The 24,783-nt window shown below is 58.1% G+C and carries 19 protein-coding genes; 10 read left to right on the top strand and 9 right to left on the bottom strand.

Annotated elements, in window-relative coordinates; genetic code table 11:
- The first annotated feature begins 29 nt into the window (after positions 1–29).
- From MED193_RS18625 to MED193_RS18605, 5 genes are all read left to right on the top strand, one after another.
- Entirely contained in the window at positions 30–1,103 is a 1,074-nt protein-coding gene (locus MED193_RS18625) for a BMP family ABC transporter substrate-binding protein (protein WP_039966393.1), read from the top strand.
- A gap of 771 nt (positions 1,104–1,874) precedes the next feature.
- Positions 1,875–2,822, top strand: a complete 948-nt coding sequence (locus MED193_RS18620) for an aldo/keto reductase (RefSeq protein WP_039967049.1) — start codon at positions 1,875–1,877, stop codon at positions 2,820–2,822.
- Positions 2,819–3,898, top strand: a complete 1,080-nt coding sequence (locus MED193_RS18615) for an FAD-binding oxidoreductase (RefSeq protein ID WP_009811319.1) — start codon at positions 2,819–2,821, stop codon at positions 3,896–3,898. Before MED193_RS18620 ends, MED193_RS18615 begins: the two co-directional genes overlap by 4 nt.
- Positions 3,898–4,557, top strand: a complete 660-nt coding sequence (locus MED193_RS18610; protein ID WP_009811318.1) for a DUF938 domain-containing protein — start codon at positions 3,898–3,900, stop codon at positions 4,555–4,557. The genes MED193_RS18615 and MED193_RS18610 overlap by 1 nt, the downstream gene beginning before the upstream one ends.
- Positions 4,558–4,670: 113 nt before the next feature.
- On the top strand, positions 4,671–5,009 hold the full coding sequence (locus MED193_RS18605; protein WP_009811317.1) for a carboxymuconolactone decarboxylase family protein: 339 nt from the start codon (positions 4,671–4,673) through the stop codon (positions 5,007–5,009).
- 105 nt (positions 5,010–5,114) lie between these two features.
- Here the strand turns inward: MED193_RS18605 and MED193_RS22380 are convergent, their stop codons facing one another.
- The 6 genes from MED193_RS22380 to MED193_RS18570 all read right to left on the bottom strand — a co-directional run bounded on the left by MED193_RS22380 (position 5,115) and on the right by MED193_RS18570 (position 15,284).
- On the bottom strand, positions 5,115–7,262 hold the full coding sequence (locus tag MED193_RS22380; protein ID WP_009811316.1) for a calcium-binding protein: 2,148 nt from the start codon (positions 7,260–7,262) through the stop codon (positions 5,115–5,117).
- A 486-nt stretch (positions 7,263–7,748) separates the two neighbouring features.
- Positions 7,749–10,256, bottom strand: a complete 2,508-nt coding sequence (locus MED193_RS18590; RefSeq protein WP_009811314.1) for an FAD-dependent oxidoreductase — start codon at positions 10,254–10,256, stop codon at positions 7,749–7,751.
- A gap of 173 nt (positions 10,257–10,429) precedes the next feature.
- Entirely contained in the window at positions 10,430–10,762 is a 333-nt protein-coding gene (locus tag MED193_RS18585) for a hypothetical protein (RefSeq protein WP_009811313.1), read from the bottom strand.
- A 111-nt stretch (positions 10,763–10,873) separates the two neighbouring features.
- Positions 10,874–12,283 carry an FAD-binding oxidoreductase gene (locus MED193_RS18580; protein ID WP_009811312.1) on the bottom strand — a complete coding sequence of 470 codons (1,410 nt, stop codon included), beginning with the start codon at positions 12,281–12,283 and terminating at the stop codon, positions 10,874–10,876.
- A 170-nt stretch (positions 12,284–12,453) separates the two neighbouring features.
- Positions 12,454–14,259, bottom strand: coding sequence for a gamma-glutamyltransferase (ggt, locus tag MED193_RS18575; RefSeq protein WP_009811311.1), 1,806 nt, complete (start codon positions 14,257–14,259; stop codon positions 12,454–12,456).
- Positions 14,260–14,297: 38 nt separating this feature from the next.
- Positions 14,298–15,284, bottom strand: coding sequence for a D-glycerate dehydrogenase (locus MED193_RS18570; protein WP_039966390.1), 987 nt, complete (start codon positions 15,282–15,284; stop codon positions 14,298–14,300).
- Between the two features lie 270 nt (positions 15,285–15,554).
- Between MED193_RS18570 and MED193_RS18565 the strand changes: the two genes are divergently transcribed.
- Positions 15,555–15,998: an SH3 domain-containing protein gene (locus MED193_RS18565; protein WP_083790501.1), complete on the top strand. Its 444-nt coding sequence runs from the start codon at positions 15,555–15,557 to the stop codon at positions 15,996–15,998.
- A gap of 40 nt (positions 15,999–16,038) precedes the next feature.
- Here the strand turns inward: MED193_RS18565 and MED193_RS18560 are convergent, their stop codons facing one another.
- Both MED193_RS18560 and MED193_RS18555 read right to left on the bottom strand, forming a co-directional pair.
- Positions 16,039–18,684 (bottom strand): AAA family ATPase, encoded by a 2,646-nt coding sequence (locus MED193_RS18560; RefSeq protein ID WP_009811308.1) that lies wholly within the window; start codon positions 18,682–18,684, stop codon positions 16,039–16,041.
- The gene (locus tag MED193_RS18555) at positions 18,681–19,826 is read right to left on the bottom strand and encodes a DNA repair exonuclease (protein WP_009811307.1); all 1,146 of its coding nucleotides are present in this window, start codon (positions 19,824–19,826) and stop codon (positions 18,681–18,683) included. Before MED193_RS18555 ends, MED193_RS18560 begins: the two co-directional genes overlap by 4 nt.
- 214 nt (positions 19,827–20,040) lie before the next feature.
- Between MED193_RS18555 and MED193_RS18550 the strand changes: the two genes are divergently transcribed.
- From MED193_RS18550 to MED193_RS18535, 4 genes are all read left to right on the top strand, one after another.
- Positions 20,041–20,706 (top strand): FCD domain-containing protein, encoded by a 666-nt coding sequence (locus MED193_RS18550; RefSeq protein WP_009811306.1) that lies wholly within the window; start codon positions 20,041–20,043, stop codon positions 20,704–20,706.
- 43 nt (positions 20,707–20,749) lie between these two features.
- Complete coding sequence (locus tag MED193_RS18545) at positions 20,750–21,769, top strand: ABC transporter substrate-binding protein (RefSeq protein ID WP_009811305.1); 1,020 nt, start codon at positions 20,750–20,752, stop codon at positions 21,767–21,769.
- Positions 21,770–21,853: 84 nt separating this feature from the next.
- Entirely contained in the window at positions 21,854–22,621 is a 768-nt protein-coding gene (locus tag MED193_RS18540) for an ABC transporter ATP-binding protein (protein WP_009811304.1), read from the top strand.
- Entirely contained in the window at positions 22,614–23,435 is an 822-nt protein-coding gene (locus tag MED193_RS18535) for an ABC transporter permease (RefSeq protein ID WP_009811303.1), read from the top strand. The genes MED193_RS18540 and MED193_RS18535 overlap by 8 nt, the downstream gene beginning before the upstream one ends.
- An 18-nt stretch (positions 23,436–23,453) precedes the next feature.
- Here MED193_RS18535 and MED193_RS18530 read toward each other — a convergent pair whose 3' ends face one another.
- Positions 23,454–24,779 carry a glycosyltransferase gene (locus tag MED193_RS18530; RefSeq protein ID WP_009811302.1) on the bottom strand — a complete coding sequence of 442 codons (1,326 nt, stop codon included), beginning with the start codon at positions 24,777–24,779 and terminating at the stop codon, positions 23,454–23,456.
- Positions 24,780–24,783: the final 4 nt, after the last annotated feature.

The raw sequence follows: 24,783 nt of genomic DNA, 5'->3' as shown, positions 1-24,783 counted from the left end.
AACTAAAACCAACACGGGGGATCCCTTTGATGAAACTAACAAACCTCATGACCAGCGCCGCAGTGGCCCTTGGTCTTGCTACAGCCGCTTTGGCAGACGACCCGACCAAGGTCGGCTTTGTTTACGTTGGCCCCGTAGGCGACGGCGGCTGGACCTATGAGCACGACCAAGGCCGCAAAGCCGTTGTTGCCGAGTTCGGCGATAAGGTCGAAACTGTCTATGTTGAGAACGTCGCCGAAGGCCCAGATGCCGAGCGCGTGATCACCCAGATGGCACTGCAGGGTGCTGACCTGATCTTCACCACCTCCTTTGGCTACATGGACCCTACCATCAACGTGGCGGCCAAATTCCCAGACGTGCGTTTCGAGCACGCCACGGGCTATAAGCAAGCCGAGAACGTTGCCACCTATTCCGCACGTTTCTACGAGGGCCGGGCGGTTCAGGGCACAATTGCCGGCAACATGACCAAGAGCAACATCATCGGCTACATCGGTTCCTACCCGATCCCCGAAGTGATCCGCGGCATCAACTCGGCCTATATTCACGCCAAGAAAGTAAACCCCGACGTCGAGTTCAAAATCGTCTGGGCCTTCACCTGGTTTGACCCCGCCAAGGAAGCCGACGCTGCAAAGGTTCTGATCGAACAGGGCGCCGACGTGATCCTGCAGCACACCGACTCCACCGCGCCACAGGCGGCGGCACAGGCGGCGGGCAATGTGATCACTTTTGGTCAGGCCTCTGATATGGCCGAGTATGGCCCACTGCCACGGGTGTCCTCGATCATCGATGACTGGGCGCCTTACTACATCGCCCGTACCAAGGCCGTTATGGACGGCACCTGGACCAGCGGTAACACCTGGGACGGCATTGGCGCCGGCATGGTTGGCATCGGTGAAATCTCCGACGCGGTTCCAGCTGACGTGAAAGAAGCCGCCCTGGCGATGAAAGCCGCGCTGGCGGATGGCTCCTACCACGCCTTCACTGGCCCCATCAACAAACAGGACGGGTCTGCCTGGCTGGCAGAGGGTGAAGTCGCCGATGACGGCACCCTGGCTGGCATGACCTTCTATGTCGAAGGCATCGAAGGCGACATCCCTCAGTAAGCCCCTGCAGTACGTCTAAGTGAGAAGGCCCGCCCCAAAAGGTGGGCCTTCTTCATTTGATGTCATTGAAAAATCTATGCTCCGATGCCTCTCTGGCCTTCCTACGGCTTTGCGAACAACCGAGCCGCGGCAAACTAGAAGAGGCCTCCAAAGGCGAATAGATGTATAGCGAAAGACGCCGCCCTTGTGCTGCTTCAGAAAACCACCGCGCCCGCCCCGTGGCGGCGGTTCGGGCGCTGCCAAAGCTTAGGCTTTGGCAATGCGTGCAAAACCTGAGAGTTTCGATCATTGAATGCCAGCTGAGTGGACAACACGAAACAGCTCTGAGAGCTTGATTTTGACAGACTTACATGGAAATTTCGCCTGAGTTATAAAATTGATCGTCTGAGGAAATACCGGTGAGAAACGACAGGGAACTTGGGGTAATCGCGTTATGCGCCATACTTGGATTTTCTGTCGGGGGTCCGAATATCCTTTTATTTTCGAATATTACCATCTTATCATACACAACAGTTAACTGGTATTTCTTTGCCACTGGTGCTCTGAGTTCGCGCCAGTGGTGGCTATTGAAAGTCGTCACTCCAGCCAGTCTTTGTATCTATTTGATCCGATCATACATCTCAACTTTGTAAATAGAATAAAGGGTATTTAGGAATCAAAGCAGCCCCTGTTCTTGCTAGAACGACCTCCTTTCCGTTCTTCTTTGCCTCCTCTCCCCACAAGAGCATCTTCGCTCTTTCCCCTCTGACAATGGCGTGGCAGGTTGCCCGCATGACACAAATACTGACCTCCCCCGATGGAACCCCTGCCAGCCGTTTTGCCTTTGGCACCATGCAGTTTGGTGGCCGTGCGGATGCGGCACAATCCGCCGAAATCTATGCCGCCTGCCGGGCGGCGGGCATCACCCATTTTGACACCGCCTGGGTCTACACAGATGGCCGCAGCGAAGAGATCCTGGGTAACCTCATCAAAGGTGAGCGGGACAAGCTAATCATTGCCAGCAAGGTTGGCTATACGGGCGGCGCCGGGGCTGAGAACATGCAGGCGCAGTTCGACACCAGCCGCAAGCGGCTTGGGCTGGACTTCATCGATATTCTTTATCTGCATCGCTTTGATGACCAAACCGATCTGCGTGAAACCCTCACGTGGTTTGGCTCCCGCAAAGAGGCCGGGGATATCCGTTACATAGGCCTGTCAAACTTTGCCGCCTGGCAGGTGATGAAGGCCCAGATGCTGGGAGCTGATCTCGGGTTTGCGACGGATATCCTGCAGCCGATGTACTCGTTGGTAAAACGTCAGGCCGAGGTCGAGATCCTGCCGATGTGCGCCGATCAAAATATCGCCATTGCCCCATACTCCCCCCTTGGCGGCGGTCTGCTCACCGGAAAATATGCCACAGGAGGAGAGGGCCGGCTCAGCGAAGACGCCCGCTACAACAGCCGCTATGGGCAAGAATGGATGCATGACACCGCCAAGGGGCTCAGCGCCTTGGCAGCGGAACTGGGTCTCTCCCCGGCAACATTGGCCGTGGCCTGGGCAGCAGCCCATCCCGCGACCCCGATGCCGATCATTTCAGGGCGCACCGCTGAACAAATTGCGCCCTCATTGGCCGCCCTGGACTTCAAAATGGATGCTGGGCTTTATGAACAGATTTCCGCGCTCAGCCCGCGCCCGGCGCCGGCGACAGACAGGCTAGAAGAACAGGAGTTGGGCGCATGAAGTGTGACTTTCTGATCATTGGCGGCGGTATCGCCGGCGCCAGCGCTGCTGCCCGCCTGTCAGAGCTGGGACAGGTGGTGCTTCTGGAGATGGAAGAGGCGCTTGGCTATCACGCCTCAGGACGCTCTGCAGCCATGTTTGAGGAAAACTACGGCCCTGCTCCGGTCGTCGCATTGAACAGGGCCAGCGCCGACTATCACAGCACTGCTCATGGCGGCTACCTGACGCCACGCGGGTTTATGCTGGTCGCAGGCCCCGGACAGGAACAGCAGTTTCGCGATGACATCAAGGAGTTGCACCTTGACGAGATCAGCTTTGCCGAAGCGCTACAGCGCGTGCCAATCCTGAACGCCAACACCGTCACCCATGCCGGGTTGCATGAGGCGGCGCAGGATCTCGATACGGACCGAATGATCCAGGATTTTGCCAAGGTGGCCCGCGCGGCCGGGGGGAGTGTCGTCACCCGTGCAAAGGTAACCGCGATCCGTCGCGAAGCAGGTGCCTGGCAGGTTGAGGCAGGTGGCGAGGCCTATGTCACCAAACAGCTCGTCAATGCAGCTGGTGCCTGGGTCGATGAAATTGCTGCCATGGCGGGTGTTGAACCGATTGGCATTGCGCCGCGCCGCCGTTCTATGGCGCGTTTACCCGCCCCCGGTGGAAACGACGTAACCCAATGGCCGATGCTGATGGGCGTCGGCGAGAGCTGGTACGCAAAGCCCGATGCAGGCAAACTGCTGGTTTCCCCCGCAGATGCCGATCTTGTTGCCCCCCATGACGCCTATGCCGACGACATGGTTCTGGCGGAAGGGCTGGCGCGCTATGAAGAGATGGTCACCACCCCTGTGACCCGAGTTGAGAGCAACTGGGCGGGGCTGCGCAGCTTCTCTCCCGATGGCAGCTTGGTCCTGGGCCCAGACCCAGATGAGTCTGATTTTATCTGGTGTGCGGCGCAGGGCGGCTATGGGTTTCAAACCGCGCCAGCGGCAGCGCAGCTGCTGGCAGATCTGGTCGGTGGACGCGTCTCAGAACTGGATGCGGCGACGCGCGCCTCCCTCTCCCCAGAAAGGCTGCGTTGATGCCTGTTCGATCCGTTCCAGGCACTGCCTCAATTGCCAATTCTGATGGCGGCAAACTCTTCGCCCCATCGGCTGAGCGCAATCAGGAAGTGTTGTGCGATCTGCTAGAACAAGTTGCCCCCGCCTCCGGTGGCGCTGCGCTGGAACTGGCCAGTGGCACAGGGCAACATGTGACCGGCTATGCGGCCCGCCTGCCCCAGTTCAGCTGGCAGCCCACTGAAGCGGATCTGAGCCGACTGCAGAGCATTGACGCCTACGTGGCAGAAGCGGAGCTCAACAATGTGCGTCCGGCCGAAACTCTGGATGCCACTTCCGCGGGCTGGGGGGCAGCGCAGGATCCCAAAGACCTCATTGTGTTGTCAAACCTGCTCCACCTGATCAGCACAGCTGAGGCGCAGTGCCTGATCCGCGAGGCGGCACATGCGCTGGCTCCCGGTGGCCGTTTGGTTCTTTACGGCCCCTTCTCGCGCGGAGGAGAGCTGACCAGCCCCGGCGACGAGAGGTTTCATGCCTCCCTGCAAGCGCATGACCCAAAGATCGGCTACAAGGATGATTTCGACATTTTGGACTGGGCTGAGACCAAAGGGCTCACCCCGGTTCAAGTCATCGAAATGCCGGCCAATAATCTTGCGTTTGTCTTTAGCAAAGATGCGCCCTAGACCCGCTGGCTTCTTGATGTCTCCATGCCTGTTTCCCATGACCTAGATCAAGGATTGGAAAACAGGAGACGCCTACATCTTCGGTAAATGGAATATTTATCGAAGGGTATGAAATGGACTGGCAAACCAAACTGGATGACACCCGTCAGGGGTTACGCACTCTCAACAAGGCTATTCCCGACACGGCGCAGGCCTTTGGCGCGCTGGGAAAATCCGTAAAACAAGGCGGCGTGTTAGAGTTCAAGCACAAAGAGTTTGTCGCTCTGGGGATTGCAGTTGCGGTGCGCTGTGACGATTGCATCGGGTTGCATGTGGAAACCCTGGTCAAGGCCGGCGCCACCCGCGAAGAAGTCTCTGATGTGCTGGCGATGTCAATCCAGATGGGGGGAGGCCCCGCTATGATGTATGCCGCCAAGGCGCTCACCTGTTTTGATGAACTCACAGGTGGCTAACAGGCAGCTAACAGCCGTCGACAATACACCCCGATTCAGGAACAGCCCGCCCCAAACACGATCCCTGGGAGCAGGCTGTTCTATCGAAGGGCTAGCCGGATCGGCCTAGAGCAGGAAATCGGCCTCCGTCAGAATGCTGACATCGTTCAAATTCACCCGCATATCAGCGACACCATCGCCGTTGATGTCCACCACGATCCTGACCCCGGATGCCGTGGTCAGGTAGCCTACCTCGGCACCGGTGCCTGAAAAACTATCTGTAGAGATAAAATCAAAATCGGCCATGTTGGAAAGGTCGATCCGATCCACGCCCGTTTCAAAATCCTCGATCAGATCCGTCTGAGAAAAGGTGCTTTCCCCCGCCGACAGGAACACAAAGACATCCTCTCCGCTGCCGCCACTCATGGTATCCCGACCATAACCACCTACAAGGATGTCGTCCCCAGAACCGCCAAACAGCATATCTCTGCCAGCACCGCCAAGCAGCTGATCATCGCCAGAATACCCATGCAGTTCATCATTTCCACTGCTGCCGAACATGTTATCCTGTCCTGTGCCGCCAAACATTGAATCTGCACCAGCACCACCGTCCATGTCGTCGTCGCCGGCCTGCCCTCGCATCACGTCATTGCCGTCGTCGCCATTCATGGTGTCATCGTCCTGACCGCCATACAGCAAGTCATTTCCAAGACCACCAGACAGTGTATCATTGCCAGAGCCGCCGCTCACAATATCGTTGCCAGCATCACCGTTCGCCAGATCGTCGCCAGAACCCGCAGAGAGGGTGTCATTGTCGTCGCCACCAGACAGGCTGTCATTGCCGGTCCCGCCGCCTAGCCATTCGCTGCCGGCCCCTCCGTCCAGATTGTCATCGCCAGCGCCACCCACATGAATGTCATCGCCATCCCCGCCGAGCAAGATGTCGTCACCGGCCCCTCCGTTGAGGACGTCATCCCCTACTCCGCCAGACAGGCTGTCATCGCCAGAGCCCGCTATCAGCCTATCAATACCGTCCTCGCCTGACAGGCTGTCATCCCCGGCGCCGCCATTAAGAAGGTCATTGTGGTTGCCACCGCTTAGGCTGTCGTCGCCAGCGCCCCCATCGAGAGTGTCAACCCCGTCGCCACCAGACAGGGTATCGTTCCCGCCGCGACCAAAGAGTTGGTCATTTCCCTCGTCGCCGGAGAAAGTGTCATTCTGGTCGGCGCCATACATTTCGTCGCTGCCACCGCCGCCATAAACAGTGCCGGAAACATAGCCAGTTCCACTGGCGGTATAGGTATCACGACCAGTGGAAAAACGGACATTGCCAAAAATTTGACCGCTATTCTCGACGGAATCGAAGGCACTGGTCTCCGATCCAAAATAGATATTCCCCTTGATCGTGCCGGAATTCACGACATCTACAGAAACACTGCGCGTCCCAAAGGATATGTTGCCAATAATAGTGCCGCCTAGGTTTTGAAGGCTATCTTGCGTGCAATTCTCACTGCCAAAGCTGATATTCCCTATGATTTCCCCAGTGTTGGTCACCTCGTCCGTACCGTCATTCAGGCTGATCGCCCCCACCATTTCCCCACTGTTCCAAATGGTATCCCTGTAGCTATTCCCCAGGTAAGCGACGCCGTCCGCGGTAGAGATAAGACCGGTGTTGATCAGATCGCCATCGGAAAAACTGGAAGTTCCTGTGTTTCTAACGCCATATCTATCTCCCAGGAGACTCCCAGAATTAACAATTGAAAAGTCCCCTCCCAGGGAGACTGCCGTAGACCCCGAAATGGTTCCAGAATTGGTCAGTTCTGCATCTTCTCCAGTAACCAAGACACCCACCGTCGAGGAAGTCGTGGTACCCACGCCGGTGATAAGACCGGTGTTGGTGATAATTGCGTCCTCACCACCTAACTCAACCCCATTATACCCGGTGATTTCACCGTTGTTGGTGATAACCGCGTAATTCCCACCCAGTTCAATACCGTTCTCCCTTCCCGCCATGTCCAAGCTCTGGACGCGACCAGTGTCGGAAACCGTGACAAAGACATGTGTGGTCGTGCCGCCAAAGATTGCCGCCCCATCAGTATTCACCAGGGTGCCATCGACGTTGATATTACGACGCGCATCCGCACCACTGACTTGGACAAGACCAGTCGTTTCACTCCCAAAATGTAGCACCTCCTCTTTGAGGTAGTAATAGTCGCCGCCTGCTGAGATGGTCCGTTTAACCGAAGTGTCTGATGTGACGAGGTAGCTGGTCATTGAAATGCCCCTTTGAGATATTGCATGTCGTCCCCGCTAGCGGGGCAAAAAAGGTCCGAAAAATGAATGCGCCTAAGTGGGCTGTGCGAATGCAATGAGCCGACGCGCTGAAAGCTGAATAGATCGCAAAGTGCATTGCCAGAACGGGGACCCCCCCTGCACGAGCAGCCGCACAAAAATGCCAAACTGAATATCATAAATGCACGTGCGCTCCCCCCGGCAGAAATCCCGTACACTTAACTGGGATCAAAATCGGGTGTCATACCCCGTTTGGGGTATGACCTGCGAATAGTTGCGCTCCGCGTCGGCCTTACAGGCCATCAACGGCTCCCAAAGAACAATGTGCACAGCCACAGGAGCGGCCAAACGCAAGAAATCGCATTTCACGCGCGGCCCCACATCGGCAAATTTGTCGACGTCGCCCAAAACGAAAAAGCCCCGGCACCATTCGGGCCGAGGCTTCGTTCTTATTATATGACCAAAAATCTAGCCGTTTTGGCGAATGGTCGCATTGGTCGGATCGTAGGGGCTGTCGCAGGTGACCTTGGCATCCCACAGCTTATCCTGCAGTTTCACCTTCAGCTTGGTGCCCTCTTCTGTCAGCTCTGGCGGCAGGTAGCCCATGCCGATGCTCTTCTCAAAGGCCACCGAATAGCCACCCGAGGTCAAACGCCCGACGCGTGTGCCATCTTCGGTATAGAGCGCCTCGCGACCCCAGGGGTCGGCATCGCTCGGACCGTCGATCAGCAGCGTGCAGCATTTTACCCGCACGCCCTTTTCAATCATGGCCTCTTTGCCGTGGAAGTCTTTTTCGAGGTCGATAAAGCGTGGCAGATCGGCCTCGGCGGGGGTCGCATCGCGGCCCAGTTCGGTGCCAAAGGCGCGATAGCTTTTCTCCATCCGCAGCCAGTTTTGCGCGCGGGCGCCAACCAGTTTCATGCCGTGCTTTTCACCGGCTTTTTCCAGCAGATCAAACAGGTAGTTCTGCATCTCAATCGGGTGGTGCAGCTCCCAGCCCAGCTCACCCGTATAGGCCACACGGATCGCATTGACGGGGCACATGCCCAGTTCAATCTGGCGTGCCGACAGCCAGGGGAAACGCTTGTTGCTGAGCGCGGTTTCGGGATCGGCGTCGTTGATCACCTCTTTCAGCACATCGCGGGATTTCGGCCCGGCGATGGCGAAGACGCCCCACTGGGTGGTGACATCCTGGATCTCGATATAGCCGAATTCCTCCATCTTATCTTCAGCGGCCTTGCGCAGGAAGTCGGCGTCATACTCGGTCCAGGCCCCGGCCGAGACCAGGTAGTAGTTGTTCTCACCATTGCGCACGATGGTGTATTCGGTGCGGGTGGTGCCCGCCGAGGTCAGCGCATAGGTCAGGTTGATCCGGCCAACCTTGGGCAGTTTGTTGCAGGTGAACCAATCCAGGAACTGGGTGGCACCGGGGCCCTTGACCACATGTTTGGTAAAGGCGGTGGCATCCACCAGACCGACGCCATTCCGGATCGCCTTGGCCTCGTCCACGGCATATTGCCACCAGCCGCCACGGCGGAAGGAGCGCGCGTCATGGTCAAAGTTTTCTGGCGCATCCAGGGGGCCAAAGTAGTTAGGGCGTTCCCAGCCGTTAACCCAGCCAAATTGCGCACCGCGCTCTTTTTGGCGGTCAAAAGCAGGGGATGTACGCAATGGACGCGCGGCAGGACGTTCCTCGTCGGGGTGGTGCAGGATGTAGACGTGCTCGTAGCACTCCTCGTTTTTGCGGGCCGCAAATTCTGTGGTCATCCAGTTGGAGGAATACCGCTTGGGGTCGAGGCTCGCCATGTCGATCTCGGCTTCACCATCTACCATCATCTGCGCCAGGTAATAGCCGGTACCGCCAGCTGCGGTGATACCAAACGAGAAACCCTCAGCCAGCCACATGTTGCGCAGGCCCGGTGCCGGACCGACCAGTGGGTTACCATCGGGGGTGTAGCAGATTGGGCCGTTGAAGTCGTCCTTGAGGCCAGAGTCAGCACAGGAGGGCACCCGTTCCGCCATCGCCATATACTGTTCCGCGATCCGGTCCAGATCCAGTGGGAACAGGTCCGCGCGGAAACTGTCGGGCACGCCGTGCTCGAACTGTGCGGGCGCACCGCGCTCATAGATCCCCAGGATCCAGCCGCCGCGCTCTTCGCGCGCATAAGACTCGTTGTCAGCGTCGCGCACAACGGGGTGCTCAGGGTTGCCAGCTTCGCGCCATTTGACCAGCTCAGGATCTTTGTCCATGACAATGAAGGTATGCTCGACCGGGATCGCAGGCATCTTGATGCCCAGCATCTTGGCGGTGCGCTGCGCGTGGTTACCCGAAGCGGTCACGACGTGCTCGGCAGTGATTACAACTTGCTCGTCAGACGGAATGAGGTTGCCGCCCTTCTCGATCATCTTGGTGCAGGTGACTTCCCAGTGGGTGCCTGTCCAATGGAAGGCATCCGCCTGCATCTTGCGCACGATCTCGACGCCACGCTGGCGGGCCCCCTTGGCCATGGCCTGTGTCACATCGGCGGGGTTAATGTAGCCATCTTCTGTATGGTAAATTGCGCCCTTCAGATCGGAGGTCTCGATCAGCGGCCAGCGCTCCTTGATCTGGTCTGGCGTGAGCCACTCGTAATCAACATCGCAGGTTTCGGCTGTGGAGGCATAGAGCTTATACTCGTCCATGCGCTCTTCGGTTTGCGCCATGCGCAGGTTCCCAACCACGGCAAAACCGGCATTCAGGCCAGTTTCTTCTTCCAGCTGCTTGTAAAAATCGACCGAGTATTTGTGAATGTGAGTGGTCGCATAGGACATGTTAAACAGTGGCAAAAGGCCAGCAGCATGCCAGGTTGAGCCGGAGGTCAGCTCATCGCGCTCGATCAGCATGACATCGTCCCAACCCGCTTTGGCCAGATGATAGGCGATTGAGGTTCCAACGGCGCCACCGCCGACAACCAATGCTTTGACTTGGGTTTTCATGAGGCCGTTCTCCGGAACAAATGACTCGGTTTCTGCATAGGTTATGCCCAAAGCCTAGGAAACCGGTCTAAATCCATCCGACGCAAATACAGTCAAAACCGACCTTTTGGCGCGATCAGACCTTTGTTGCGGCTGATCCCGCGACTCCTGCCCCTGTAAGGTTTATCACCCGATTACTGACAGTTCAGTGCAGTTCCGCGGCGAATGCAGATACCCGAAGAGACCTCCTCTTGAGTGGGAACTTCTGCCTGCGCCAGATCCTCTTGCCCACCGGAAAGTCTGGCGCCTAGGCCAGTAACCTTTTGCCAGATCCCCGTTTCTTGCTGCTCCGCCGCGACACGCCTATCCGGTTTGGTGTCATAGCGGCTTTGCACAATAGCCGCATAGTCTGACATGCTCAACTCACCCGGCCCCAGCCCGGATTTGCGGCTTTGCATATTATAGTCGAAAGCCACCACCGCCTGGGTACTAAAGATCAGTATCCCCAGGGTTTTTCGCAAACTCATCTCCCCACTCCTATCACCAGCGCCACATCTGGTGGCAAAGATATAACGAGAGTTGGGGCAAATTAAGGCGGCCCTGCCTGGCGCTTGAAAGCGCGCAGGCAGGTATCGGACTCAGCCTTTATCAGAGAGGATTTTTCCCGGATTGAGAATATCGTCGGGATCAAGCGCTGCCTTTATTGCCGCCATATAGCGGGTGGCAGCGCCCAGTTCTTTTTGCAGATAAGGACGTTTGCCCTGGCCGATCCCATGTTCACCTGTGCAGGTGCCATCTAATGAGATCGCCATGTCATTTAGCCAACTGATGAAGTCATCTGCCTTTTGACGCTCCTCAGCGCTTTCCATATCCACCAACACCAAAGCGTGAAAATTGCCATCGCCGACGTGGCCCACAATCGGCGCAACCAACCCTAGATCTTCGGCTTTTTGCTGCGTTGCCCCAACGCATTCGGCCAGTTTCGAAATTGGCACGCAGACATCAGTGGAAATCCCCTTTGCGCCGGGACGGATCTGCATGCAGGCCCAATACATGTCATGACGCGCCTGCCATAGGGCATTGCGCTCTTCGGCCGAGGAAGTGGCCTCGATGTCGAAGCCACCGAACTCATCCGCGATGGCGGCAAAGGTCTCGCTTTGCTCCAATACACCCGCATCCGAGCCGTGGAACTCAAGCAAAAGCAGCGGCGTTTCCGGCAAGGATAGCTTGGAATAGCTATTGGCCGCTGCGACGCTCATCTCATCGAGCAGCTCCATTCGGGCAATCGGGATACCATATTGAATGGTCATCATCACGGCGCGGCAGGCATCATCCACGGTGCGGAACGAACAGCGAGCCGAGCGGATCGCCTCTGGGATTCCCTGCAGTCGCAGAGTGATTTCGGTCATCAAGCCCAATGTGCCCTCAGAGCCCACCATAAGTCTCGTCAGATCATAGCCCGCTGAAGATTTCTTGGCCCGCTGCGCGGTGCGGATCACCTCGCCATCTGCCATGACCACTTCCAGAGCCAGCACATTGTCCTTCATGGTGCCATAGCGCACTGCATTGGTACCAGATGCCCGCGTTGCAGCCATCCCCCCAAGCGAGGCATTGGCACCGGGATCAATCGGAAAGAACAGGCCTTGATCGCGCAGGAAAGTGTTCAACTGTTCGCGGGTGACGCCAGGCTGCACCACAACATCCAGATCCTCGGCATTCACTTGCAGGATCTGATCCATCCGCATCATGTCAACGCAGATCCCGCCCGCCGGCGCATTGACGTGGCCCTCAAGCGAGGTACCAGTGCCAAAGGGAATGACCGGCACGCCATATTCGGCACAGGTTTTGACAATGCTGGAAACTTCGGCCGTAGTGGTCGGGAAGACCACGGCGTCAGGGGCCTGGTTCAGTATCCAAGTGGTGGTATGACCATGCTGCTCTCGGATCGACTGGCCGGTCTGCAACCGTTCTCCAAACTGCTGCTTTAGCACCCCAATAGCGGCCTCGATACCAGCCTCATTACGTGGCAATGCTGTCGCTTGCACCATGTCTCGTTCCTCTTTTTTCCCTAGACAACGCCCGAAGCTATGCTCGGTCATCGTGTTGACATGGCAACACGATGACCGACTTATTGCTCAAAACCGGGGCGGAGGCAAGCTAGGCCTTCGCCCCTGCGCATTTACCGCCTTGCGGCTTTCGCAGAACGCGTCCGAGCCCATCACTCGCCCAGCGCAATACCTTCGCGACGTGGGTCAGCGCCCCCTTTCAAGCTCTCCCCAATCTCAATGGCGTGAAGCCCTGAGTTCAAATCCCGGATATTTACCTTATACCCCAGCTCGCTCAACGCCGGCTCCATTGCCGTGGCAGCGGTATCTGCCTCAAGATCATAGGTGCCAAAACGGTTCACCGCATGGGGCAACTCAAGCGCCTGTTGTACATTCATGCCCCAATCGGCCCAAGCAATAATCGCCGTTGCCACATAGCCGATAATGCGACTGCCACCGGGGGAACCAATCGCCAGAACCGGGGCTCCATCCTTCATCACGATCGTCGGCGCCATGGAAGAGCGTGGCCGCTTCCCCGGTTCCAGCCGATTGGCGATGGCAACCCCATCGCGATGGCTGCGGAACGAGAAATCGGTCAGCTCGTTATTAAGCAGAAACCCATTGCTCATCAGGCGCGAACCAAAGCCATTTTCAATGGTCGTAGTCATCGACAGCACATTGCCGTATTGGTCCACGATTGTCAGATGAGAGGTCGACGGGAACTCGATCGAGGTATCATCAGCCCAAAGCGGCACCAATCCGGCGTGGTCAAACTCCGGGTTACCAGGGCTGACCTCAGCCAGTGCTGTCTCGCCAGACAACAGCTCTGCCCGGCTGGCCAAGTAATCTGGATCTACCAGGCCCTTGGCTGGGACCGGCACAAAGTCACTATCGGCCATGTAGCGCCCTCGATCCGCAAAAGCGAGCCGCGAGGCATCACCGATCAGCCGCCAGGCCTGAGGGTTCTCGGCGCCCAAAGCGGCCAGATCATAGCCGCCCAGCATGCCCAGGATCTGACCAACCGTCAGCGCTCCCGACGAGGGAGGCCCCATGCCGCAGACCTCAAACTCACGATAGCTGGCACAACTCGCAGGCCGTTCTTTTACCTTGTACAGCGCCAGATCAAGGGCCGAGAGCACACCGGGATTGCCCGCTGCCTCTTGCACTGTACGCACAATATCTGCCGCGATTGGACCAGTATAAAAGCCCTCCGCCCCCTCGGAAGCAAGGACCCGCAATACATCGGCGTAGGCCCTATTCCTCAGAGTGTCACCCGCTTGCAAAGCAGTGCCGCCAGGCAGGAAATACTCAGCCGTGGCCGAGAACCGCCCTAGCCGATCCGCATCCCGCGCGATCGATCCGGCCATGCGGGGTGAGACCTCAAAACCGTCTTCCGCAAGGGTAATCCCTGCCTCAAACAGCGCGCCCCAATTTGAACGCCCCCATTTGCGATGCGCCGCCTCCAGCAGGGCAGGTGTGCCTGGTGTGCCAACAGAGCGCCCCCCGACCACTGCATCAAAAAACTTCAGCGGCTCGCCCGCCTCATCCTGGAACAGACGCGGAGTTGCATCCATAGGAGCGGTTTCTCGGGCATCCAGCGTGGTGATCGCCCCGGTCTGAGCGTCATACCAAACTAAGAACGCACCGCCCCCTAGTCCCGAAGACTGCGGCTCAACCAACCCCAGAACGGTCTGCACCGCAACCATGGCATCCGCCGCTGTGCCCCCCTGGTGCAGGATCGCTGCACCCGCTTCGACCGCATATGGGTTGGCAGCGGCAATCATCCAGTTCTGCGCCTCCACCGGCACCCCTGCTCCCTTTGCAGCAAGGGAAGCGGCAACAGCAGCAGAACTGGAAGTGATTTCTCCGCGGCTGACCCCTTCGGGCGCAACGGCATCAGCCGCCTCCTGCGCGGCCACGGTAACGGGCAAAACTGCGACGCTCGTCAGAGCCAAGCAGGTCAGTAAAACAGTTCTCATGGAAGACCCTCATACAACTTATAGATGCAGGCGGATCCTTACAACATGGCTGGCACAACCTGGTCTGGCGGCCGATGACCATCCTCGAAGGTTTTGATATTCAACAGGACTTTTTCGCCCATCTCGATCCGACCCTCCAGGGTTGCAGAACCCATATGGGGTAGCAGTACCACATTCGGCAACTCCCGCAAACGTGGATTTATATCGGTCCCCTTCTCGTAGACATCCAGGCCAGCACCGGCAATTTCACCGTTGCGCAGCATGCGAGTCAAAGCGTGTTCGTCGATCACTTCCCCACGCGAGGTATTCACCACCACCGCCGAGGGTTTCATCAATTTCAACCGTCTTGCATTCAGCAAATGGAACGTCGAAGGTGTTGAAGGGCAATTGACTGAGATCACATCCATCCGGGCCACCATCTGATCAAGGCTCTCCCAATAGGTGGCCTCCAGATCAGCCTCAATTTCGGGGCGTAACCGGCGTCGATTGTTGTAGTGGATCTGCATCCCAAAGGCGCGGGCCCGTCGCGCCACGGCCTGGCCAATCTGGCCCATCCCCAAAATGCCGAGGCGTCGCCCAGCCAGACGCCCCCCCAGCATCGCAGTAGGCGCCCAGCCCTGCCAGTCGCCCCTTTGCATCACAGCCAGCCCTTCGGGGATACGGCGCACCACAGCCATGATCAATGCCATCGCCATATCGGCGGTATCATCGGTCAACACGCCTGGCGTATTGGAAACCAGGATGCCACGCTGGCGGGCTGTGGCCACGTCAATATGATCAACCCCAGCCCCGTAGTTGGCAATCAGCTTTAGCTTTTCTCCGGCCTGCCCCAAAAGGGCGGCATCAATTGTGTCAGTGACTGTCGGCACCAACACATCCGCCTCTTTCATCGCTGCGGCCAATTCCTGACGGCTCATCGGTGTATCGTCGCTGCGCAGCTGCACATCAAACAGCTCGCTCAGCCGGGTCTCTACCGGCTCTGGCAACCGTCGCGTTACGACAACACTCAGACGTTCTCTTGCCACTTTTGCTCTCCCCTGGCTTTTCTTCGCTTCTCGCTTGATGGCATGGTGGCGCAGGACGGAACCGGGCACAAGAACCGATCCGCAGCAACCGGAACAAGTGACGTGGCTTTCTGGCCCTTTGGGGCAGAAAACCGGCCAGGATTTCGGAGTTAAAATTTGGCAGGCTTAACCACGAGCAGAAGTGAGCAGGCAGTGATTAGAAAATTCTCGCAACAGCGCGGTCGCGCGGTGGCGCTCTGTGTAGCATTGGGTTGCACCTCCCTGGCTTCAATGGTCGCCGCTTCAGAACGCGGGCCAGTGACCAATTTCCCCCTGCCCCGCTATGTCTCGATGAAAGCCGCCGAAGCCAACGTACGCCGTGGTCCCTCGCTGACCCACCGCATCGACTGGGTTTTCAAGCGCCGCGGCATGCCGCTGGAGGTCACTGCAGAATTTGGCCATTGGCGCCGAGTGCGCGATCAGGACGGGGCGGGCGGCTGGGTACACTACGCACTGCTTTCCGGGGCGAGAACCGTTCTGGTTCAAGAGGACATGCTCACCCTACACGCGCGCGCTGATGAACAGGCACCGGTGACGGCGGCCCTGGAATACGGGGTTGTGGCCCGGTTGGGCGACTGCGCATTGACCTGGTGCGAAGTTTCGGTTGGTGGCTTTAGTGGCTGGGCACCAAAATCCAAACTCTGGGGGGTGATGCCCGACGAGATCCGGGAGTAGCCTTGCCACCGCCTCGTTTGCGACTGCTACCGGCGCCAGCCTATCCGGTATCCGCTACTGCGCGAATGCTCAATTGAGTACCGCCAAGGGCGCGAAAACTTTTTTGCCTGCAAGTAAAGACCAAAATCTGCATCTCATCTGCCTGACGCGTCAGCGCATCAAAAATTTTCTCGATACGGGCATCATCCGTATAGACAATGGCATCGTCCAGAATGATCGGCGCTGGCTGCCCAGCCCGTGCCAAAAGCCGCGCAAAGGCGAGACGCACCAAGAGAGCGATTTGCTCCTGAGTCCCCCCGGACAGGCTGTCAAAGCTCTCCTCCAGCCCAGCCCGCATCAACTGGTCTGGTAAGACCTGCCCCGCGTCCAGCCCGAGACGCGCCTCAGGCCAAAGCATCCGCAACAGTGGTTGCAGCTCTTGCAGCACTGGACCAACATAGGCCTCCTGCGCGGCGCTGCGGGCCTGCTCCAGAGCCAAATCAAGCCGACGCAACACCGAGACCTCAAACTCCACCGCTGCCAGCCGCTCTTGCGCCGTAAGGAGCTGATCGCGCACTTCAGCGAGTTCCTCTTCAACAGCCAAGCCTGCCGTGGTGGCAATGCGACTGTCTAATACGGCCAAATCACGCAGATGGGTTTGGGTGGCATCAGCGGTTGCCGTCTGCTCCGATTTGACCCGAACAGCACGCGCCCGCGCAGTGGCCAAATCCGGCGCATCCTGTTGCAGGGCCTGGTACTGTGCCTTCTGTATCGCCAGATCCTGGCGCAGCTCAGCCTTCCTTTGCTGCAATTGTGCCAGTCGGTCCGGGCTGTCTCCCTGCCCTGCCAGCGCGACCTCTGCCCGCTCCAAACGCTGAAGAGCTTGTTGATGGGTGACCCGGGCGCCCTCCAGTGCCAACCGATGTCGCGCCTCGATCTGGCGCGCCTGATCCCGTGCTGCGGAGCTGCGCTCTAGGTCAGTACGGTGTGCTACAAGCCGGGTTTCCAGCTGATCCAGGCTCTCTCTATCACAGGGGTTTGACGGTTCCGTCGCCTGCCCCAGCGCGACATCCGACGGCAGGGAATCGCTGGGAAGGGCGTCAATGCGCTTCATCAGTGCCATAATCCCCTCTGGGGCCAGAAGCTGCAATTGCCCCTCAGCCTCTTGCAGGCGAATCCGGGCCTCTTGGCCTGCCTGATAGGCTTCGCGCGCGCGCGCGACGCTCTCAAACCCCGCCCCTTCCAAGACGGCAGTCAAGGCGCTCTGGGCGCGATCCAGTTGCCGCCTGTCGCCGCCTGCCCCAGGGTGCAGGTCAATACGCCCCAAACCGGGGGCCTCCAGACAGCCCCCGTCGGGAAGCGCAATACGCGTTTCGCCAGCCAGGGGCACACCGTCCAGCATCAAGCCCCCTTCTTGACCCGCCTCATAGGTGACAGTCAGGGCAAAAGCGCCCAGTTGCTGCGCCTGGGTGGCCAGAGCCAGGGCTTCGCGCGCACTCTCAATCTTGTCCATCACCGCCCGATCTGGGCCGCAATCCGCCTGCGCCTTGAGCAAGGCCACCTGCTGCATGCCTGCGCGTGCCTGGTCCAATCTCTGCTGCAAGGCTCGCCGCTGGTCTGCGGCCTGCGCCAAACGTTCAACTCGTTGCTGCTGCGCCAATCGGGCCTCGGCTTTTTGCGTTTCGGCCTTCGCCACCTCCCACAGCCGCTCGGCCTGTTCAGCTTCCGCAAGTGCAGGTTCAAGAACCTGGGATATCTGCTCCAATTGCTCAAACGAGGCACGGCGCGCCTGCTCGGCCTCGGCATGATCCTTGCGACGCGCCAAAAAAGCAGCCAAGACACTATCGTGATTGTCCTGAACCAATGCGGCATTGCGCAAAGCCTGTTCCGCGGCGGTTAATTTCTCCTGGTATTGTTCTGCTGCCTGCAGGTCCTTTTGTGACTGTAGCAAACGCTGCTCCAAGGCGCGTAGCGTTTCTGGGTCTTGCAAATCCGCCAGCTGCCGGCGCAGAACCTGACGCTGATCCAACTGCCCGCGCAGCTCTTGCACCTGCGCTGCGAGGTCCTCCTCACGGGCAGCAAAACTCGCCACCTGTGTCATGGCCTGTTCTAGTGCGCCGCCTTTTCTGGTCCCCCGGGACGTCACCAACTGGTCCAGAGATTGGCGCACATCGCGCCGGATCGCATCCATGCGCTGACCGCCAGTAATCGTGTCTACCTCTCCTGTCACAGAGGACATCAAATCCTGCCGCGCCGTCAGGGTTTCTTTGGCATCTGAAAAATTGGTCAGCCCCTGGCGCACCCAGAGCAAACCAGCAGGACCGCCCTCCTTGGGGGATTTGATCAGAGCTTGAAGCCATGCCTCAGCCGCATCAGATTGCAAATAGAGCTGATCTCCTTGCCAGATCCGCACATCGCCCCTTCCCGACCCCTTGTGAAACTGCTTGGCCAGCCGATAGGGACGCCCATCGCGCTCAATCTCGACCTCAACCCGTGGCTCCCCCCCGGCGCGGGGAGCCAGGGCGCGAATGTCTTTATCCCAGGATTTGGCATCCTTGAAGAACACCGCATGCAATGCGTCAAAGATCGTCGACTTACCCTGCTCATTCGGGGCCGCCAATACATTCAATCCGCTGCCAATACCTGTAATTTCAACCGGATCAGTAAAGCGGCGGACGTTCTCCAGACGAATAGCGCAAATCTTCATGTCTCGACCTCCGCCCCAGCTTGCTGCGTATAAGCAAATAGCCGGTTCAACGCGGCCGAGGCAATGTCACGCTCACTTTGCGCCTGACGCTCATCCTCTGCTGCGCGCATCAGATCTTCGGCGGCTGCCCGCAAGGCGCCATTGGTGGCGATGAGATCGAGATCCGTGAGCTGGTATTCGCTGCGGAGCTCGGTCTTTTCCAAAGCAAAATGACAGAACTCCGGCGCGACCTTTGCTATGGCCTCCTCCAGCGCCAGCCGCTGCGGCGCGGTGACCCAACCCTCGACCCGGAGCCGCAGCAGATGCCGGTTCCAGTCTGCTCGCTTTGCTGGCAACACCTCCTGAAGCTGCGTGGCAACATCGCTCGTTGGGGAGAGCTGCAACGGCCTGTCTTGCCAATGGTAGGCTCCGCTCTCGATCGGGGTCACTTTGGGCGGTTGCCCTGCTACGGTCAGTTCAACCAACAGGCATTGACCGCGCCCCGCATGTTTGAACCGATCTGCCTCTGGCGTTCCGCTATAACGGCTGCGCTCATTCAGGGTAAAGGCACCATGCCAGTCCCCCAGCGCCAGATAATCCAACCGCGCTGAACTGGCACGATTAGGTGAAATCACTTCACCACCTGACGCGTCAGAGCCAAAATCCAGCACCCCGCCATGGGCCAGGCCGATGCGCAGATCTCCAGCGGGGGTTTCGTAACCATCCATCCAGCGGGTCAGATCCTCCCCCGCAAAGCGATGGCGACAGGGCGCAGGCAACAGATGCACCCCCGGAGCCATCTCTACTGGCTCAGGCTGCATCAAAAGATGCGTATTTTCAGACGCATGATCCCCCATCTCTGCCCAAAGCGTTTCAGCGGCTGCACTGTCGTGATTGCCGGGAATGATCCACCACTGCAGTCCGGTCACCGCACCCATCGCAGCCAGCGCCTGGCGCAGCACCCGCGTTGAGGGCGTTTCGGTGTCGAACATATCACCAGCGATCAGGACATGTTTGGCCTCATGTTCCTGCGCCAGCCCAGCCAAGGTAGATACCACCTGCTGGCGCGCCTGCTGCAGATCGGCGCGCACCTCTTCTGGCATCTGGCCAAACCTTTTGCCAAGATGCAGATCCGAGCTGTGAAGAAAGCGGAAGGGGGTCATCAAGGCTCCAGGTGGTCGGTCAAGGCTCTTATCCGACATGAGTGGCAGAGCCACAGCAAAGGGTCAATGTGACTGGGACGTCTGGCCAGAGAATGACCTGGAAAATTGCAGAGATGAGAGCAATACAGCCCTGGGTGGAGCTCAGTGAACTGGCAATTGACAGCCGTTCTTCCCTGCGGCAGAAATATCCAATATTTTTAGAAATCGGGTTCAAATGATATTTGGTTCAAAACAAGAAGAAGATGAAACCGTGGTGGCTATGCTGGCTTCGGTACTGCGCCGCGATATCTCTTTTGGCCTGCTTAGACCCGATGAAAAACTAAAGCTGAACGCCCTAAGACAGCGCTATGGCGGCTCCAATCACTCGATGCGTGAAACCCTAAGATTGCTCAGCGCCGAGGGTCTGGTGGCTGCCACCGCCCAGCGCGGTTTTCGCGTCACCTCTGCGACTGAGGCGGATTTGCAGGACATACTGTTCATGCGTATTCAGGTTGAAAAGGTCGCACTGGAGAAAGCGCTGGCGCTGGGGGATGTCGCCTGGGAGGGACGGGTTCTAGCAGCGCATCATGCAATGCGCCACTGCGAATCTGTCGTGCAAAGCGACCTCAGCGACCTGGCGGCCCTGGACTGGGATAATGCCTGCCGCGCCTTTTCTTACAGCCTGTGTGAGGCCTCTGGCTCGCCCCGCCTACTGGACACACAGCAAAAATTCTACGACCAGTCCCGCCGGTTCAGGCTCGCATTACTGCGCGAAGGGCGGCTGGATTTTCAAGATCGTGCGCAGCAGCACCAAACGCTGCTTGCCGCCGTTTTGCAGCGCGATGCAGCCGTAGCGCTTGCTACGCTGGAAAAGCTGATTACCACGGAACTACAGGCCTGAGGGATCAGGAATAGGCCTGAAATATCACTAGGGAGGAACCATCATGACCACATTAACCCGCCGCAAGGCACTGGCTCTCTTGGGGGGCAGCGCTGCCGCTGCCGGACTGGCAAGCCCAGCACTGGCCTCAAACCGGAAAATCACCGTAGGCGCACTACGCTTTACCAGCCATTCCGGCAGCTTCATCGGCTTTGAGCGCGGCTATTTTGCCGACGCGGGCCTGGACGTGGAGTTCAAATTCTTCCAAGCCGCGACTCCGATGGCAGTGGCCATTGCCTCTGGTGATGTGGACTACGCTGTGACAGCCATGTCCGGCGGATTGGTTTCTCTAGCCGACAAGGGTGCGGTCAAGGTGATCGGTGGGGCCCTGTCAGAAGAGGCAGGTATCGACGGTCAAAAATTCCTGGTCTCGGATGCGGCCTATCAGGCGGGTGCCACCAGTCCCGCACAGCTGGCAGGCAAGAGCTACGGGATCACCTCTGCGGGGTCTTCGTTCCACTACATGGGCTCCAAAATGGCCCAGGCAGAAGGGATCGATCTGAAGTTCAAGCCATTGCAAAAAGTCGGTGCCATCATCGGAGCACTGAAATCCGGCCAGATCGATGCCTGGTCCATCGTGCCGCATCTTGCCAAACCGCTGGCGGGCTCTGGAAAGGTGCATATCATTGGTAATGTGTCCGACTACCTGCCCAATTATCAGGTCACCACGGTCTTTACCTCGGCCAAAAACGCCAGTGGTGAGCAGCAAATGACCCGAGATTTCCTCGCAGGCTATTCCAAGGGCGTCAGCGATTATAACAGCACTATGATCGACAAGGCCCATGGCGATGCGGGGGTGCAAGAACTGGTCGATCTGATCCACAAATATGTCTACGCGGACCGTCCTCGTGAAAAGGCAGCCAAATCGATCATCAATGGCACCATGCGCCTGAACGAAGGCGCGGCAATGAACACCGCTTCGCTGCAGGATCAGCTGAGTTGGTTCCAATCTGAGGGTCTGGTCGATCAGAGCATCAGTCTGGAAACTGTCATCGACCCAAGCTACGTACAGACACTCAGCTAAGGTCCGCGACGCACAGGTTTTTGGGGCGGGGACTAATCTCGCCCCAAGTCTCGATTTCTCACCCCTCTTCCGGAGCACCCGCGCATGGATATTCGCCTCTCTGGCGTCAGCCATTCCTATGATCAATTTGAGGTTCTCCGTGACATCTCGCTGGAGATTCCCTCGGGGAAAATTGTCTGCATCGTAGGCCCATCTGGCTGCGGAAAATCCACTTTGCTCCGCTTTATTGGCGGGTTGGAGCAGCCGACCAAAGGCGAGGTGCTGCAAATTGGTAACCCACCCAAGGATTGCCTCAACCCCCTCACATATATTTTTCAGGACTTTGCACTTCTGCCCTGGCGCTCTGTACGGGGTAATATCTCTTTGGTGCTGGAGGATCACGGCATTCGAGGTGCGCGGGCTGAGGGAATCATTGCCGATGTTCTGGCCCGCACCAAGCTCACTGAATTTCATAAGGCCCTGCCAAAGCAGCTGTCCGGGGGCATGAAACAAAGGGTCGCTATCGCCCGTGCCCTGGCAGTGAACCCTGCGGTGATGCTGATGGATGAACCGCTTTCGGCCTTGGACAGTCAAACCCGCGAGTTGTTGATGGATGATCTCGTAAACCTCTGGACACGAACACCTTTTACCGCCGTCTATGTGACTCACAACCTGGCCGAGGCCGTGCGGCTGGGCCATTCCATCGTGGTTATGTCGCGTCGGCCCGGGGAGATCCGCGAGGTGGTACATCTGGAAACACCGCTGGATCAGCGCCACTATGGCGATAGTGCGCTAGAAGAAAAACAAAAATACCTATGGCAATTGATGCGCGAAGAAGCTCGCGCGGCAGATGCGGAGCTGGTGCATGTCTGATCTGACCCCCACAACAACCGGCACGGCTCAAGCTCGCCAGGTGGCCTTTCGCGGGGGCGGCTTTGCCCCTGCCAGTCACCGCTGGATTGGCGTCCTTGTCTTTATTCTATTGGTGACACTGGCAGAGCTTGGCACCCGCCAGGGCTGGATTTCGCCCCTCACTCTGCCGCTCCCCAGTGATGTGCTCAAAACCTTTGGCGAGCTCTACGCCTCTGGGCTTCTCTGGGCACATATGAGTGTGTCCCTTACTCGGTTGTTTGTCGGCGCTGTGCTGGGAGCCAGCCTAGGAGTGGCCGTTGGGGTTTTGATAGGACTGTTTTCCTATGTCCGTGCCGGTTTGGTACCACTGACAGCCGCCCTATTTCCGATCCCAAAAATTGCGCTCTTACCGTTGTTTGTCATTTGGTTTGGTATCGATGAAGGGTCAAAATACGCACTGATCGCCTTTGGCACCTTTACTCCTACCGTTGTGGCCACCTATGGCGCTGTGGACAATGTGGATCGCAGCCTGATCCGTATGGGCCAGAGCTTCAACCTGTCGTGGATGTCGATCGTCCGCAAGATTGTGCTGCCCGGTGCCATGCCCGGTATTCTCTCTGGCCTGAGGATCAGCCTAGCCATTGCCATCATACTACTGGTCGCCGCTGAAATGCTGGGGGCAGAATATGGCATCGGTGCCTATATCCTTGAGGCCGGATCACTCTACGATCTTGAACGTCTGTTTGCCGGGGTCACCATCTTGTCTCTCTTGGGTGTTACCATGAGCGCCACAATCGGGTTGATCGAACGCCGCTTGTTGAACTGGCGTCAGTGACCGCGGCGCTCTATCAGCCTAGTTTGGCGCGACATCCCAGCCCCGAGCAGAGGCAGGTTGGCCCTGGCGCCTGATCGAAGACGGCGCCACTGGTAAGTGGTATTTGATCAGCGCCGAACGGTGAGCAAAGACCTGCGCATCGCTGAAGGGCCTGCCATCCGCGCGAGCATTCGCAATATACTGCGCCAGCCTGCCGCGATCTCCATCCAGCTTGGAGATTTCATAGGCCAGGGCCTCGGTATCGCCACGCGAAACCAGCAGGCCGCCGCTGTGTTTTGCAATGAGATCACGCGCATAGGCCCCAGAATAGCCCAGAATAGGCGTTCCACAGGTCAGCGCTTCGATCAGGCAACGCGGAGATTCCGGTGTTTTGTGGCAAAACATAAAAATATCCGCCTGCCGAAGGGTCTGCAGCACCAGTGCTCGGTCTTCAACAAAGCCCGGGAACTCTACCCTGTCCGCCAGTCCTGCCCGTAGGATACGTGCCTGCATCTGCGGTAAGGATTCGCCATCGCCAAGCCAGGTTGCCGTAAAGTCTACGCCCAGAACATTTAGCCGCTCCAGTACCGTGGTCCAATCAATTGGCCCTTTCATCGCTTCGGCCCGGCCAGTGTAGACCAGCCGCAAGGGGCGCTTGCTCGCAACATCCGTCATTTTAGCTGCAAGGGCGGTATCACGAATGTGATCCTCCTCGGCGATGTGGATGTCATGGACCAACTGGGGGTTGCGGCAAAAACCGTGATAAGCTTTGTAGGTCTCCGCCCCATGGAACAGGCCCAGATCAGCGCGCTGTATCACGGCTTCCTCGAGCCAGGCCATGGGTCGATGATAGAGCCGCCCCCGCAACCGGCTGCGCCAAGTGGTCTGATCCAAGGCCCTGTCTCTCGGCCGATCCTGAGATTGACGCATGACCTCGGATTCAACTCTGTCAGTCCAAACCGCAAAAGGGCGTTGCATCTGGTGCGCCGCTAGGCAGGAAACAGCCCCCCAATCCCCGAACAATCCACCAATGGCAAAGCTCAGGTAGTCTGCCTCTTTGATCAGCTCTCGAATCCGGCTGAGCGTTTGAGGCAAACTGTATAAGAACTGATCCGGGCGATAGGCCATAGGCAAAGGTTCAATACTGACCCGCGACAGCGCCTCGGGAAATTGGCGCAATGGCACCCAGCCCGCTGGAGGCGCGGTCGGACTGACAGGCATCATCACCGTGATCTTTTCAAAATGCCGGGCCCAGAGTCGCACACCGTTCACCGCCTGACGTTCAATATACAACTCTCCCTCAAAGAGATGGAGCGGAACCGGGGCATAGATCAAAAGGCTGGATTGTGGCGCTGTTCTGGACATCGGC

Source organism: Roseobacter sp. MED193 (assembly GCF_000152965.1).
Classification (GTDB): domain Bacteria; phylum Pseudomonadota; class Alphaproteobacteria; order Rhodobacterales; family Rhodobacteraceae; genus Pseudophaeobacter.
Note: the sequence above shows the minus strand (reverse complement) of the source record. Positions and strands in the feature narration are given on the sequence as shown.